The sequence below is a fragment of the Enteractinococcus helveticum genome (assembly GCF_001657475.1).
GTDB classification, from domain to species: Bacteria; Actinomycetota; Actinomycetes; order Actinomycetales; family Micrococcaceae; genus Yaniella; species Yaniella helvetica.
Map to the genome: position 1 here is coordinate 1 of NZ_LXEY01000104.1, position 14,869 is coordinate 14,869.

Below are 14,869 nucleotides of genomic sequence, written 5' to 3' on the forward strand. Positions count from 1 at the left end.
CAACGGCAGAATCGAACACCTGCGCGGCACCGCCCTAGGCTTCCGTAACCTCATGCATTACATCACCAGAGCACTGCTCGACACCGGCGGATTCAGACACCAACTACACTCATTTTTACGATGAGCCACCAAACGGTCGACACCCATCAATGTGTGCGTTATGCGATGTGCCTAGAAGAGGCCCACGATGTTGCCGTGTTCGTCGACGTCCATGTTGTCGGAGGCTGGATCGGCTGGCAGGCCGGGCATGGTCATCATGGCACCGGTCAGGGCCACCACGAAGCCGGCACCGGCGCGGACGTTGAGTTCGCGCACGGTGACCCGGAAGTCACAGGGTGCGCCCAGGGCCTTGGGATCATCACTAAACGAGTACTGAGTCTTGGCCATACACACCGGGAGCTTGTCTTGACCTGCTGCTTCCAGCTGTTGCAGCTGCCGTTCGGCGGTTGCCGAGAAGTCCACACCGTCGCCACCGTAGACATGTTTGACGATGTGGGTGATGCGTTCGCGAATACCGGTCTCTGGGGTGAACATCGGCTGGACGGTGTCGTCGGAGTCGTTGAGGACCTCAACGAGGTGTTCGGCCAGGGCTCTGGCACCCTCGCCACCATTGGCCCACACACTGACGACTTCGGCGTGCACACCGTGTTGAGCGCAGAAGTCTTTGACCCATTGGAGTTCTTCTTCGGTGTCCTGGGGGAATTGGTTGATCGCCACGACCACGGGCGCGCCCCAGGATTTCACGTTCTGCAGGTGACGGGCCAGGTTTTCGGAACCTCGTTCCATGGCTTGGATGTGCCCGGCGCGGTCATCGCCGGGCTTGTTGACCTCAGCCACCGATAGGCCACCGTTGTATTTCAACGAACGCACCGTGGAGACCACGGTCACGGCGGCTGCGGCAAAACCACCGGCTGGTCCGGTAATGTTCACGAATTTTTCGCCGCCCAGATCCGCGCCGAATCCGGCTTCGGTCACCACGGTGTCGGCCAAATCCAGGGCGGTATTGGTGGCAATCACGGAGTTGGCGCCGTGGGCGATATTGGCAAAGGGGCCACCGTGAATCAGCGCCGGGGTCCCGCCAATGGATTGGACCAGGTTTGGCCGCATCGCATCACGCAGCAAAATGGCCATCCCACCCTGGGCGCCATTTGGTCCCAGTTGGGCGGCCGTGACGGGTTGGCGATCATAGGTCTCGGCCACCACAATGCGTGACAGGCGTTCTTTGAGGTCATCAAGATCGCGCGACAGGCAGAACACCGCCATGGTTTCCGAGGCCACGGTAATTTCAAAGCCGTCTTCGCGTGGACTGCCCGAAGCACGACCCCCTAGACCAATGACGACGTTGCGCAGGTTGCGATCATTCATGTCCAACACGCGCTTGATGCGCACGGTGCGTGGGTCAATGCCCAGGTCGTTGCCGTGGTTAATGTGGTTATCCACCAGGTTGCACAACAGGTTGTGGGCCGAGGTAATGGCATGGAAGTCCCCGGTGAAGTGCAGGTTAATGTTTTCCATGGGCACCACTTGGGCGTAGCCGCCACCGGTGGCACCACCTTTCATCCCAAACACCGGACCCAGCGATGGCTCACGCAACGCGACCATGGTCTTGGACCCCACCAGGTTCAAGGCATCCGACAGTCCCACCGACACCGTGGACTTGCCTTCCCCAGCAGGTGTGGGGGAGGTCCCGGTCACCAGGATAAGTTTCCCGCGCTTTCCAGAACGTTGAATCTTCTGGGTATCAACTTTGGCCATGTAATGGCCATACGGGATCAGCGCGTCCTCAGAGATCTTGACGGTCGCGGCAATGTCAGCAATGGGCTTCAGCTCAGCAGCTAGTGATATTTCAGCATCATTCATAACCGCAACGTTAGCTACATCACAGCAGTTACGGAAGATTCAGTCGCGTGTCGAGTCAATTTTTTCCTCAGCGTTCTCTTTCACGGCAGTTAGACGCCACACAAGCCACCCGATCAGCGCCAACGCCAGCACCACGGTAATGCCGATCGTGGCGATCGGCCAGCTCTCATAGGCCGCCGCGATCGCCTTGAATGACACCGATCCGATCGTCGTATAAATCGTTGCCCACAGTGCGCCGCCAATCAGCAGGGCCGGCAAATATCGATACCAGTGCATTCGAATGGCACCGGCGGCCAGGTTGATCGCCGTCTGGAATCCAATCGTCAGAAAAGAAATGGCGACGGCGGGCGGGCCCCACCGATCAATGGCCGCTTCGCCCCGCTGATACGCGCTCGAGGCCATCACCTTCTGGACCGCACCGATTCTGATGACGCCGCTGCGCACCGCTCGACCGATCAGGTAGGTCCCGCCGGCGCGACAAAAGATAATAAAGTACAGCCCGAGCCACACCCAAATCCAGGGGCCATCCCAGGACATAGGGTTGTACCAGACGCCATTGCCCATGAGCTCTCCCTTAACAGATTAGGTGCGGGTTCTTTTTCGTATTCTAGTATGCTGGAATTTGAATTCTGGTGTCAGAACTTGGGCTTGAAGCTGAGCAGCTATTGACGCTCATGTGGTGGCGAATCCCCGACGCCACACGGCTGCATGGCACTAGGCTCTACCCCGTTCATCAATTGGCCGATTTCGGTATTCTCGCCAGGCAGCTAGCAGTTCCTGTCTGGACCCATTGGGGTGCTGCTTGTGCCACGAGCGTGTGAACCTGTTGTATTCGAACTGCGCATCCGGCTCCTGCTGTTGCATGTTTCGAGTCGCATGCCAATGGTCGAGCGCGTCTGCAAGTGTTTGAGTGCCGTCAGTCCTGGCGAAAAAATCGCGCATTGCTTTATCAAAGCGAAACGAAGGCCCCAGTTGCTCAATAAACCAGCCGCGCACGACTTGGCTACATCGTTGCCCTACGGGAATCATCGTGTCACCTGCTAACCTTCCGGATAATTGCTGTGAAGGTGCTGGTCTAGCCACCGTTGGTTCAGTAAATATGCGGCCATTCAAATATGCGGCGATCCGCCGAGTCAGCAACTCCTTGCTGCCGGTAGCTCGAATTCCGAGAGTTCGTGCAAATTGCGTCAGCTCTTCTTTGAGCCAGTACCACCGCTGTAGCTCTGCTCCTGTGAGTTCCGGTGTTAGTGATGGACGCTCTGAAGATGAAGAGGTCATGCTTTTACAGTATCAACATGCTGCACCTTGAACTTCACGCATTATCATCCACAAAAGGCCGTAGTTATCAGGCAAAACTTTGGACATTTAACCAGGTATACCCACTAATGAGAAAATCTGGTGGAATTTTCTCATTAGTGGGTCCCTATTAAAAATAGATACTAGTCCTGAGCCTCGCGCTGTTCAGCGCACCAGTCCAACAGAGCCTGCTTCGGCGTCTCGAAATCTGATGGAGAATCATTCGAAGAGCGCCAAGACAGCCTTCGGCCCCAAATGCAGTTTCAAAATAGTTCCTCGTCTGGCACCGCATTCTTGCCTAGCACCCGAAGTTAGGCCACGGAAACGGGCGAGGGAATGATCCCCTGTGGGTTGACAGACAAGTTCTGCTGCGTATCTTCTGCACGTTCCACGGGGATAAAATCGTGCCCCTCTTTCAGGGTTACAACAAAGGCAAAGATCCGTCCAAGAGACGACAAGAACGAGAAATCAGAAAAGCCAGAAAATATCTGCTCCGATGGAAACTTAATACTTGACAAAGTATGCCTTAAAGCACATAATAAAATGGCACTACAGCGATCCAGGAGACTCCGATGGCCACTCGCTCATTCCGAGATCTTGCGACGAAGAACCGCGAAAAATGGAGCCCGAGTACACATAATCTGGCACAACGCTTATCCGCTCAACTTGAAGCAGAGACCACCGCTCAAGAAGCACTCGGTCGTCAACTTGCCGAGGCCCGAAAATTAGCTCACCTCACACAGCCACAGCTGGCCCAGCAAACAGGACTCCAGCAAGCAGACATCAGTCGTATCGAACATGGCCTAGGCAACCCCACACGGGATACCTTGCTCAAGCTAGCAGATGCTCTGGGCATGGAAATAGTCCTACGGCCTAAAGAAGGAGAGACAAAGGTCCAGATCTGACAACCATACTCAGACGCACGTCCACTAATGAGAAAAATCGACCAGATTTTCTCATTAGTGGGTCTCTATTAAAATAGATACTAGTCCTGAGCCTCCGGCTGTTCAGCCCACCAGTTCAACAGTGTCTGCTTCGATGCCTCAAAATCCGAAGGCCCTTCATCCAACCGGCGATCCAGTAGATACTTATAGGCACGTCCAACGAGGGGACCGGGCTTGATCCCGAGGATCTCCATAATCTGTTGACCATCAAGGTCCGGACGAATCGCCGCAAGCTCTTCCTCCTCAGCCAGCTGTTCAATGCGGGCTTCCAGATCATCATAAGCAGCGGCCAAACGACGCGCCTTGCGCTTATTCTGCGTGGTCACGTCCGAACGGGTCAGCGCATGCAGGTGCTTGAGTAAATCACCGGCGTCAGTCACGTAGCGGCGTACGGCCGAGTCGGTCCATTCGCCGTCGCCATATCCATAGAAGCGCATGTGCAGCTCAACCAGCCGGGCCACGGCTTTGGTCGTGTCCTTATCAAAACGCAGTTCACGCATCCGTTTGGCAACCATTTTGGCGCCGACGACGTCGTGATGACGAAACGAAACCTTGCCCCCGGCCTCAAAGCGTCGGGTCTTAGGTTTGCCAATATCGTGCATCAGTGCGGCAAAACGCAACACGAAATTCGGGGCATCAAAGTAGTCGGCTTCGCGTTCCACCGCGTTGTCCATGACCTGCAATGAGTGCTCGTAGACATCTTTGTGACGGTGTGTGTCGTCTTGGGCATCACGCAGGGCGGGCAATTCCGGCAGCACAGAGTCGGCAATGCCGGAGGCGACAAGCAGTTCCAGGCCACGACGAGGCTTCGGGGCGATCATGAGCTTGACGAGTTCTTCACGAATGCGCTCGGCAGAGATGATGACAATGCGCGAGCCCATGTCTTTCATGGCTTCGGCAACATCGGGGGAGACGGTGACTCCAAGTTGAGCGGCAAACCGTGCGGCGCGCATCATGCGCAGCGGGTCATCGGAAAACGACTGCTGCGGGGTGCCCGGAGTTTCTAACACACCCGACACCAGGGCTTTCACGCCACCAAACGGATCGATGAGCTCAAAATCCGGCAGGCGCAGCGCCATCGCATTGACCGTGAAATCACGACGGCGTAGATCCTCAATCAAATCGGTGCCGAACACGACCTCGGGTTTGCGAGAATCCGGATCGTATTTCTCATCGCGGTAGGTGGTAATTTCCACGATCCAGTCGCCGTAACGAGCACCAATCGTGCCAAACGCCGCGCCGATGTCCCACTGCGCGTGCGCCCAACCGGTCAGGATCTGCTGGATCGCCTCGGGTTTGGCATCCGTGGTGAAATCCAAATCCGTCACATTCGAACCCAAGAACATGTCGCGCACCGGCCCACCCACTAGGGCGAGCTCGTATCCGGCGTCTTCAAAGCGCTGCCCGAGTTCTATAACGAACTTGGGCAGGGCGACGTCGTCGGGAAAACCGGCCGGTAAAGGCACGGTGGCGTATGTGGTTTCAGTGTGCTTGGACATGGCGTTTTGACAGTTTCGTTCTGGTTTACGGATAATACATGTGAAATTTTCCCCACCTGTGTTGCACGCGGGGCATGCCTGGCGTGGTGCAACGGGCTAGAGTGGATTATATGTCCCAACGCCCCCGCGGTGCCGCTGATCGCACCCCACCCAATGTCTGGGGCACCTCTGCGTCCGCACGACGCCGGGTCCGCCGCGACCCACAAACGGGGCGGCTTCGAGGCGAAGTCCTCAACGTTGCCGGGCAAATACCCACTGTACGAGAGATTTCGGCCGGCGGCATGGTCGTGCGCGAACACCGTGGCATACACCAGGTAGCCATTATTGCACGCTATAACCGCGGGGGACGACTCGAATGGGTGCTGCCCAAGGGGCATCCAGAGGGCGAAGAAGACCACCACCAGGCCGCCATGCGCGAGGTGGCCGAAGAAACCGGCATTTCGGGCGACATCCTCACCGAGCTGGGGCACATCGAATATACGTTCACGGTGCCGGGACGACGCATCCACAAAACCGTGCACCACTTCTTATTGCGCGCCACCGGTGGGGAGTTGACCATCGAAAATGACCCGGACCAAGAGGCCGTGGACGTCGCCTGGGTTGACGTCGATCGCCTCACCGGGCGGCTGACCTTCATTAATGAACGCCGCATCGTGGAGCTGGCCCGCGAGCTGATGGCCGAGTTCTTCGACATCTCGCCACCACCGGCCACCGTGCGCCCGCGCCGGGTGGTCCCCATGACCCGCAGATTACCCTCCGGGCTGATTCCACCACAGTTTCGCAATGACGACGAAACGCTCAGAAAACCCCCGACGCCGTATGAGCTGGCCCAAAAGCTGGCGCGCGCCCAACAGCCGGTGCAGCAGGCCAACGCTCCCCAAACCCCCGACTCGGAGCATCACACCGAGCGTTTAGCGTTAGAATCGGACGAGTCCACAGCATCCAGTGAGTCCCAAGGCTCACCTGATAGCCTGCCCAAGGACTCCGCATCGGACGCGGTTTCCGAACCCGATGAGCAGCCGAATATCCCAAAACCTTCGGCCGCACTGTTTAAGAAACGCCAAACACCAAACACATGACCGAAACCCAGCAGGCCACCGAGCCACACCACGACCCCAAAGACGCCTCCCGCAGTAAATCCGCCGGTGCCAAAGCCTCGGCACTTATGGCCGCAGGCACCATGATCTCTCGCGTCCTCGGGTTTGCGCGCACCTCCCTGCTGGCCATCGCCATCGGCTCCACAGCCCTGGTCGGGGACGTCTTCGAAACTGCCAACACCATCCCCAACGTGATCTATATGCTGCTGGCCGGCGGCGTGTTCAACGTGGTGTTGGTCCCGCAGATCATCAAACAGGCCAAAAAAGCCGACCGCGGCGCCGACTACACCTCCCGGTTGATCACCCTGGCCGCAATCATCATCGGGGCCTTCACCATCGCCCTGACCTTCCTGGCCGCGCCCATCATCCAGGGGCTCACGCTGGGCTGGTCGGATGCCAAACTGGCACTGGGCACCGCATTCGCCTTCTGGACGCTGCCGCAAATTTTCTTCTACGGTATGTACGCCGTGATCGGCCAGGTGCTCAACGCCCACGGCCGCTTCGGCGCCTACATGTGGGCACCGGTGGCCAATAACGTCATCGCCATCGCGTTCATCCTGTTCTACATCATGATGTTCGGGCCATACGTGGCCATGCCCGACAGCCAACAATTCGCGCAATGGACGACGACGCACACAGTCATTCTGGCCGGCGGCCACACCTTAGGGATCATCGTCCAGGCGGCCGTGCTGCTCTGGCCGCTCAAACGCCTCGGCCTGGGCCTGCGCCCCAAATTCGGGTGGAAAGGCATGGGCCTGCGCCACACCGGCCGCTTGGCCGGCTTTACGATTGTCACCATGATGGTCGGCAACATCTCCAACCTCATGATCAACCGGCTGGTCACCGGCGCCACCGAAGCCCGAACCGCCCTGGATGACCCCTTCGCCCAGGCCGCCATCCCCGGCCTGCAGGCCCTCAATGTCGGCCAACTCATTACGGTGCTGCCGCACTCGGTATTTGTGCTGTCAATTGCCACGGTGCTGTTCAACCACCTGTCCCGCGCTGTCCACGACAACGACATGGCCACCGTCAAACGCACCACCAACTCCGGGCTGCGCACCTTCGCCGTACCCATGATGATCTCGGTGGCCGGGATTATCGTGTTAGCCCCAACTATCGCGCGCCTGTTCGCTTCCACGGCCGACACCGCCATCGTCTCGGCCCACGCTATCGCCCAAATCCTGCTGCTGCTAGCTTTGGGCATGCCACTGCGCTCGGCCCACTTCTACCTGCTGCGCGTGTTCTACGCCTCCGAAAACGCGCTGATCCCCATGATCGTCCAAGTCGGCGCCGCCGCCCTGTCGCTCTCCCTGGCCTACGGGATCGCCCCGGTAGTCCCCATGGAATCCCTGGCGCATTTGATCGCCCTGATCTTCACCGGCGTCCACGTCTTCCAACTGGTGCTCACCCACATCCTGGTCAAACGCCACTTCGGCGACTACGGCACCAAAGCCGTGCTCGCCACCTACATTCGCTCCGGCTGGGCCGCCGTCGTCGCCGGCGTCTTCGGTGTGGCCCTGCTCTACCCAATGGGCGGTTACAGCGGCGGCTGGGCCATGAGTTCCATCCCCAACGCAGCACTAGCTTGTGCAATCGTCGGGACCGTCATGGTCGTCGTCTACCTGGTAGCCTGCCGCATCTTCGAAGTCACCGAGCTCAACGAGTTCACCGCCCCCATCACCAACCGCCTACGCCGCGCCACAAAATCCAACTAAACCGTTAGTGTGACGCCGCGTTGTCAGATGGTCACAGCACCCGATAGATCACCTAAACTAGAGAACAATCTTGAACATCCGCCGACAAACTTAGGGAGGTCTTGGTGGCCCATATCGACGAAGGCACCGTGCTCGGAGGTCGCTACGAGATCACCGGGCGCGTCATGGCATCCGCCCAGCAAGATCAGGTCCTCACCGGGTTAGATAAAGTCCTCAACCGTGAAGTCCTCATCCTGGTTGCCTCCCGCGACAACGCCTCCCAAGCCGCCCAGTCCGCCCGCCAACTGGCCACGGGCGAACGCACCAGCTCCATCCAAATCCTGGACCTGGGGCTCTCTGACAACCGCACCTACCTGGTTGCCCCCGGCAATGCCGACGTCGAAGACTTCCTGGCCCTGCTCACCACCGGCGACGTCTACGTCGAACCGTTTTTCACCGAGCACCTGGGCACCGAGCTGTTTGGCGAAGCCCGCCAGGCCACGCCCCAAACCTTTGACGACGACGCCGAGTACTACCGCGAACTCCAAGAAGAACTCGCCGAAGAAGACGACGACTCCAAGCGCCCCGAGTTCATCAATAAGCTCTCCGACCGCATCGACAACTGGCTGCACGAAGACACCGACGATCTGCCCGTGACCCCAGGCCAAACCCCCGCCAAAGGCACTGCAGGAGCAGCCGGAGCCGCGGGGGCCTCCGCTGGTGCCGCCGCCGCACGCAATCGCAATGCCAACTCGCGTACCGACACCCAGCAAGATGACCAGCGCACCGAGGTCTTCAATGCCCCAGAAGACGACGACCGACGCACCGAAGTCTTCCAGGCGCCGGCCGATGAGCAACGCACCGAAGTTTTCAACCCGGTCACCGAGCAGCAGGATCAGGCGCCTGCCCCGGTCCCACCGCCTCCTATCACCACCGAACCGGCGCGCGAAAAGCCACGCAAACAAGCCCCACCGGTCATTCCACCGGCAGCCCCGGAAGAACGCGCCGCCGATGACGGCTATGCCATCGAGTATACCGATGAGAAGCCACGCTCGACCGTGGGACGCTGGATCGCCGGCGTCGCCCTGGTCGCCATCCTGGTCGCCGCCGTCGTCATCGGCTTCCGCGTACTGGGCAGTCCCGAAGAGGAACCACCGGTGGCCAACGAGCCAACCGCTGAGGCGCCAGCCGACAATGAGGGCGATGCCCCGGCCGAAGATGAGGCCGAGCAAGAGCCCACCGGCCCCGAGCCCGTACCGGCCTCGGTAGAGCGCATCGTGCCTGATGCCCCCGGTCTCACCAATGAGTACGACGCCGACCTGCCGGCCATCGTTGACGGCAACCAGGCCACCGCCTGGCATACTCTGACCTTTACCACCCCGCAGTTCGGTGGCTTTGCCTCCAACCTGGCCCTGGTGGTCGAGCTCGAAGAGAAAGCCCCGGTTTCGGAGATCACCATCGCCCAGAACCAGGGGTCAGGTGGCGCCTTCACCGTGTCCGTGGCCAACGAGCCGGATCCAGATGCCGGTGTGGTCATCACCGAAGGATCCTTCACCGGACCTGAATACACGGTCGATGCCCATAATTCTGACGGCGAACCCATCGAGGCTCGCTACGTGATTATCAACTTCACCGAGCTTCCGACCCTGTCAAACACGAATTCGCCAGATCGACCCTTCGGTCTGCGAATCGCCGAGATTGACGTCAACTAACCTGACAGCGAAGCGCGGGCAGGGTAGGGGAATATTCTGCCCCGCTGTTTGCGTTGTCAATGGAAGAACTTAGAAGCAGTGGGCCCTATTCGTTGCGCCCACATCTGTTAGCACGAGCAAAGGAACTACCCTTGGCAGAGAACCTTACCGCCGACGTACACGACGTTGTGATTATTGGATCTGGCCCTGCCGGTTATACCGCAGCCATCTACGCCTCACGAGCCAACCTGGCACCTGTCCTGTTCACAAGCTCTGTGCAGGCCGGTGGCGAGCTGATGAACACCACCGACGTGGAAAACTTCCCAGGCTTCCCAGATGGCATCATGGGCCCTGAGCTCATGAGCCACCTCGAAGCTCAGGCCCGCAAATTCGGCACCGACGTACAATACGAGGACGTCGTAGAGGTTGACCTCAAGGCCGAGCCAAAACGCATTACCCTGGGCGACGGCACCAAGCATTACGCTCGCGCAGTCATCATTGCCACCGGCTCCCAGTACCGCGAACTTGGGCTCGAGGGCGAAAGTGCGCTGACTGGTAAGGGTGTCTCCTGGTGTGCAACCTGTGACGGTTTCTTCTTCCGCGACCAGCCACTTGCTGTTATCGGTGGGGGAGACTCCGCCATGGAAGAGGCCATCTTCTTGACCAAATTCGCTTCGAAGGTCTACGTCATCCACCGCCGTGATGAACTGCGTGCCTCGCAGATCATGGCCGATCGTGCGCTGGCCAACGAAAAGATCGAATTCATTTGGAATTCGACCGTCGACGCTATCAACGGCGCAGATAAAGTACAATCGATTGATATTCGCAATATTGAGACCGGTCAGGTCAACACGCTTGATGTCAACGGAGTCTTCATCGCAATTGGCTCCGATCCGCGAACCGATCTCGTCAAAGATGTCCTTGAAATCAATGACGTCGATGGAACGATCATCGTTCAGGAACCTTCAACTGCAACGAACATCCCAGGCGTCTTTGCCGCTGGCGACGTCGTTGACGGCAAATACCGCCAGGCCATCACCGCTGCCGGAATGGGTGCCAAGGCTGCTATCGACGTCGAAGATTACCTCGGCGCTCACCCCACTGTTTCTAAAAGCCCACAGCTCCTATCGGAAGGAATTTAATGTCGACCATTGATGTAACAGATCAGGATTTCCAAGAAAAAGTCATCGACTCAGACAAGCCAGTCATCGTTGACTTCTGGGCAGTCTGGTGCGGTCCTTGCCGCCAGCTGTCGCCTGTTCTCGAAGAAATTGGAGAGAAGTACTCGGAGAAGGTAACCGTTGCAAAAGTAAATGTCGACGACAACCCTGGTATCGCAGCACAGTACGGTATCACCAGTATCCCAACCGTATTCGTCTTCCAAGACGGTGAAAAGGTTGCCACGTCCGTTGGCGCAAAACCACTGCACGTACTTGAAAAAGAATTTGCTGACTACCTGAACTAGGAACTGACAGCTCTAATCTTTAGGGTGATGGTCTCATAGAGACCATCACCCTTTTTTTGTTGCTATAAATCGTTGAGTGGGATAGCAAGTTCCGAACACGTCATTGCTGGGCAAATTGGACGGTCCTACTCTTGTGCATTAAAAGTAGTACTTCATCTGAGTCCATGACGCTTGAAGAAGCGACCCTTCAGCAGGGGAGGGCTAAATAAATAACTTCACGGCACAAGAACATTATTCATTGTGCCGTGAAGTTTCAGGAGGACTGGCTATCAGGAAGGGTTTTCCGGGTTGATAACCTTCATGATTCGATTCAGGTCATCCACTGAAGCAAAGTCGATCGCGATGCGACCCTTCTTAGCGCCCAGTGTGATTTTCACTGAGGTGTCGAGGAAGTCAGTGAGAGAGGATGCCAGCTCATCGAATTGACGCGTGTTCTTACGCTGTGTCGCTGGAGCCTTCGTTGCGACTTCAGAGTCCTTGGCCATTAGAGTTGCCAATTCTTCTGTTGCTCTGACCGACATACCCTCGTTAATAACGCGCTGGGTCAACTGAAGCATCAGCGCTTCGTCAGCTACACCAAGGATCGCTCGAGCATGTCCAGCCGAAAGTACTCCAGCAGCAACCTGTCGCTGGATAGCAGGGGGGAGGTTCATAAGCCGCAGTGTGTTTGAAATGTGTGGGCGGGATCGACCAACACGCTTTGCTAGGACGTCTTGCGACCATCCAAAGTCCTGCATCAGCTGTTGATAGGCTGCCGCTTCCTCTAGGGCGTTGAGTTCACTGCGATGGATATTCTCCAAAAGGGCTTCACGTAGAAGATCTTCGTCGGCAGTATCTCTCACGATTGCAGGGACGACATCTTTCCCTGCACGCTTGCTTGCACGCCAACGACGCTCGCCCATGATGAGCTCATACTGCCCAGAAGCACCAGCAGGCCTGACAACTACAGGCTGCAGCACCCCGACTTCCGTGATAGAAGCAACGAGCTCTGCCATCGCCTCTTCATCAAATTCGTCACGCGGCTGACGTGGGTTCGGCCGAATGTCATCTATGTCGATCTCACGCAGGAGGCTGTCGCTCTCCGTTGCGTCATTTGTTGTCGGATTCTTTGGTCGCTCAAGAATCGGATTCGGCATTGCTGTGCGACTTGCTTTCTTTTGCGCCGCTTGACGACTTGTACTGGGACCGTCGCCAAAGAATAGGTCAGAAGGACGACGCTTATCAAGTGATTTAGTCGAGTCTAAGTAGCGGGAACCGACATCATCTTTGGTGTCATCACTTGCTGTTGCAGCCTCGCGTGTCGATGACCCATTAGATTCTGACGTCGTCTCTTGCGCCGCATTCTCTTCCGTTGCTTCGTCTTCTTCCGCCACCGATGTATCTTGTATTAGAGCGCCCAGACCGCGCCCTAATCCTCGACGACTTTTCTTTGGTTGTTGTGTCATGTAGCTCCTCCCATCCGCCTTGCACACTCTCATGAACAATGATAAGTGTAGCTGCCTTTCCCATGGCTCTTGGTTGTTTCACGTGAAACACACTTAGTTTATGCCACCGGATTAGATGCTTTGCGCCGCCGCGCTAAATCTTTGAAGTGCACCGCGATTACACATAGCGCAACCCATCGCAATCGTAGGGGAGTGGGTGGAATACACGGCGAGTATTGCTGCACTTCTTCTTGTATTTTGAGGTGGAGTCGGTCAGATAGTGATGGACGATTCAGGCTAGCTCATTGGGGGGATCGAGTTCGTCATATTCGACAAACTAGGCCAACTGGACTGATGTGTTTCACGTGAAACACGGCAGTAACAAGATGGCTATTGGGCTCCCGCCGTGCTCTACCAGAACACGTAGCATTGTCATTCCTGGGCTTTGAGCTGCCGAGAATCATCAGCCCCTCCCGCGATGCGCGTCGGATTTTGAATGAATTTAGAAGTACTGTGATCGGGTGTCCATGACAGTAGCAGTCGACATAATCTACTAGCTATCACCCTACATCTGGCCATAATTTGCGGGCTCTACAGTCATTGCTGGCCCACGGTTGCCTTGCACCCAGTCGGCCAGAATTAACAGATAAGGTACTTCGCCACTTGGTATGACTTCCAGTATCCATGTTTCACGTGAATTCCCAGTCGGTTCTGGACCCAATTTTGCTCAAGACCTGCAACACGTCGAGGCGTGACAGGGGATCGGCTCGACCGTTTCACGTGAAACGGTCGAACTTCACATTCAACCAGAAGCTGCAGCCCTGTACATTGCGGCAAGATCCCTCGTTGATGCACAATGAACTTTTAAGAATAGAGTGACAAAGAATCCTCAGTGCAACTGCCCCGTCCTGAAGCCTTGGCACCGACCGGTTTCACGTGAAACATCGATTAGCCTGACCGGATACACTGAATTCCGTGTGACTAAAACTCCAACGACTAATCACCTTTGGGACGAAACATCATGTGAGACTACACGAATTCTCCACATATTCTGATGACAATCTTATAAGCGCCTGTACCTGCCAGCAATGAAAGTGGTTTCTCTTAGCTGTCAACCCAGAACTACAACGCTTCACTCGACGAGCGCCAACAGGTCCTGCAGATCTACCAAATCTGGTATTCTTCCACCGCAGTGTTTCACGTGAAACACTGCGGCCCAATACTCAAATCCCAATAGATAAAACGCACGACATTAACCGTCATCTCAAATTAATCAGCGGCTGCATCATGCTGAGCATGCGCCACGGTAGTCAGATATATACTCGTCTACCCTGAAGGGTTCCTCATCGCCGCGATGACTGCCCGCTAGTCACAGTAAAGTCCCTACTTCGTCATCCCTGACTACACGCAAATACAGAACGCTGATTCCTATTAATTAGCTAGCCGTCCATATCGAGAATTCGTTATACAGTCGCCTGACTCGATCAACTTCACCTGGGGGAGGGGCCTTTGCGGTCAGTAAGAGCCCATAAAGACCTAGGCGGGTCTAATTTTGGTTTCACGTGAAACGATCCAGGAGATACTGAAGAATTTCCCGAGATGCATGGGGTACGTACCCGGCAGTACAAGATGCATCCAAGAAATTTTGCCTCTGAACATAACTCAAGTGCCACCCCTGCTCTACTAACTCGAAGAAACCAACCTCTCTGTGGGCTCATATGAGCCATAAAACCTGTTCGATAAGCCAACAATTGGGCTACAGCCTTCTCGAGTGTGTTTTGTCAATTAGAAGTCGGCCATTAAAGCGATAAGAATCCGGCCACTTTGGCAGGGTTTCCTGCCAAAGTGGCGATAAGGGGTTATTTCATTAGGGCGTTTTTGACGCGGTAGGACTCGCCG

10 protein-coding genes and 1 pseudogene are annotated in these 14,869 nt (G+C 56.6%); 6 read left to right on the forward strand and 5 right to left on the reverse strand.

Annotated features, from left to right (window positions below):
- Window positions 1-171: 171 nt before the first annotated feature.
- From A6F49_RS14945 to A6F49_RS14955, 3 genes are all read right to left on the reverse strand, one after another.
- Window positions 172-1,860, reverse strand: a complete 1,689-nt coding sequence (locus tag A6F49_RS14945) for a formate--tetrahydrofolate ligase (RefSeq protein WP_043055364.1) — start codon at window positions 1,858-1,860, stop codon at window positions 172-174.
- A gap of 39 nt (window positions 1,861-1,899) precedes the next feature.
- Window positions 1,900-2,424 (reverse strand): DedA family protein, encoded by a 525-nt coding sequence (locus A6F49_RS14950; RefSeq protein WP_052499919.1) that lies wholly within the window; start codon window positions 2,422-2,424, stop codon window positions 1,900-1,902.
- A 150-nt stretch (window positions 2,425-2,574) separates the two neighbouring features.
- Window positions 2,575-3,138, reverse strand: coding sequence for a DUF6434 domain-containing protein (locus A6F49_RS14955; protein WP_043055363.1), 564 nt, complete (start codon window positions 3,136-3,138; stop codon window positions 2,575-2,577).
- A gap of 590 nt (window positions 3,139-3,728) precedes the next feature.
- Here A6F49_RS14955 and A6F49_RS14960 point away from each other — a divergent pair.
- Window positions 3,729-4,061, forward strand: a complete 333-nt coding sequence (locus A6F49_RS14960) for a helix-turn-helix domain-containing protein (protein WP_043055362.1) — start codon at window positions 3,729-3,731, stop codon at window positions 4,059-4,061.
- A gap of 80 nt (window positions 4,062-4,141) precedes the next feature.
- Here the strand turns inward: A6F49_RS14960 and A6F49_RS14965 are convergent, their stop codons facing one another.
- Window positions 4,142-5,599, reverse strand: coding sequence for a CCA tRNA nucleotidyltransferase (locus A6F49_RS14965; RefSeq protein WP_052499918.1), 1,458 nt, complete (start codon window positions 5,597-5,599; stop codon window positions 4,142-4,144).
- A 110-nt stretch (window positions 5,600-5,709) separates the two neighbouring features.
- Here A6F49_RS14965 and A6F49_RS18540 point away from each other — a divergent pair.
- The 5 genes and pseudogenes from A6F49_RS18540 to trxA form a co-directional block, all read left to right on the forward strand.
- A pseudogene (locus tag A6F49_RS18540) lies at window positions 5,710-6,276 on the forward strand (NUDIX hydrolase); the annotation flags it as partial.
- Window positions 6,277-6,674: 398 nt separating this feature from the next.
- Complete coding sequence (gene murJ, locus A6F49_RS14975) at window positions 6,675-8,411, forward strand: murein biosynthesis integral membrane protein MurJ (RefSeq protein ID WP_052499917.1); 1,737 nt, start codon at window positions 6,675-6,677, stop codon at window positions 8,409-8,411.
- A gap of 104 nt (window positions 8,412-8,515) precedes the next feature.
- The gene (locus A6F49_RS14980) at window positions 8,516-10,102 is read left to right on the forward strand and encodes a discoidin domain-containing protein (RefSeq protein ID WP_043055361.1); all 1,587 of its coding nucleotides are present in this window, start codon (window positions 8,516-8,518) and stop codon (window positions 10,100-10,102) included.
- 131 nt (window positions 10,103-10,233) lie between these two features.
- A complete protein-coding gene (gene trxB / locus A6F49_RS14985; protein ID WP_235605026.1) occupies window positions 10,234-11,223 on the forward strand; it encodes a thioredoxin-disulfide reductase in 990 nt (329 codons plus the stop codon).
- Window positions 11,223-11,546, forward strand: a complete 324-nt coding sequence (gene trxA / locus A6F49_RS14990) for a thioredoxin (RefSeq protein ID WP_043055360.1) — start codon at window positions 11,223-11,225, stop codon at window positions 11,544-11,546. The genes trxB and trxA overlap by 1 nt, the downstream gene beginning before the upstream one ends.
- Window positions 11,547-11,815: 269 nt before the next feature.
- Here the strand turns inward: trxA and A6F49_RS14995 are convergent, their stop codons facing one another.
- Window positions 11,816-12,991 carry a ParB/RepB/Spo0J family partition protein gene (locus A6F49_RS14995; protein ID WP_043055359.1) on the reverse strand — a complete coding sequence of 392 codons (1,176 nt, stop codon included), beginning with the start codon at window positions 12,989-12,991 and terminating at the stop codon, window positions 11,816-11,818.
- Window positions 12,992-14,869: the final 1,878 nt, after the last annotated feature.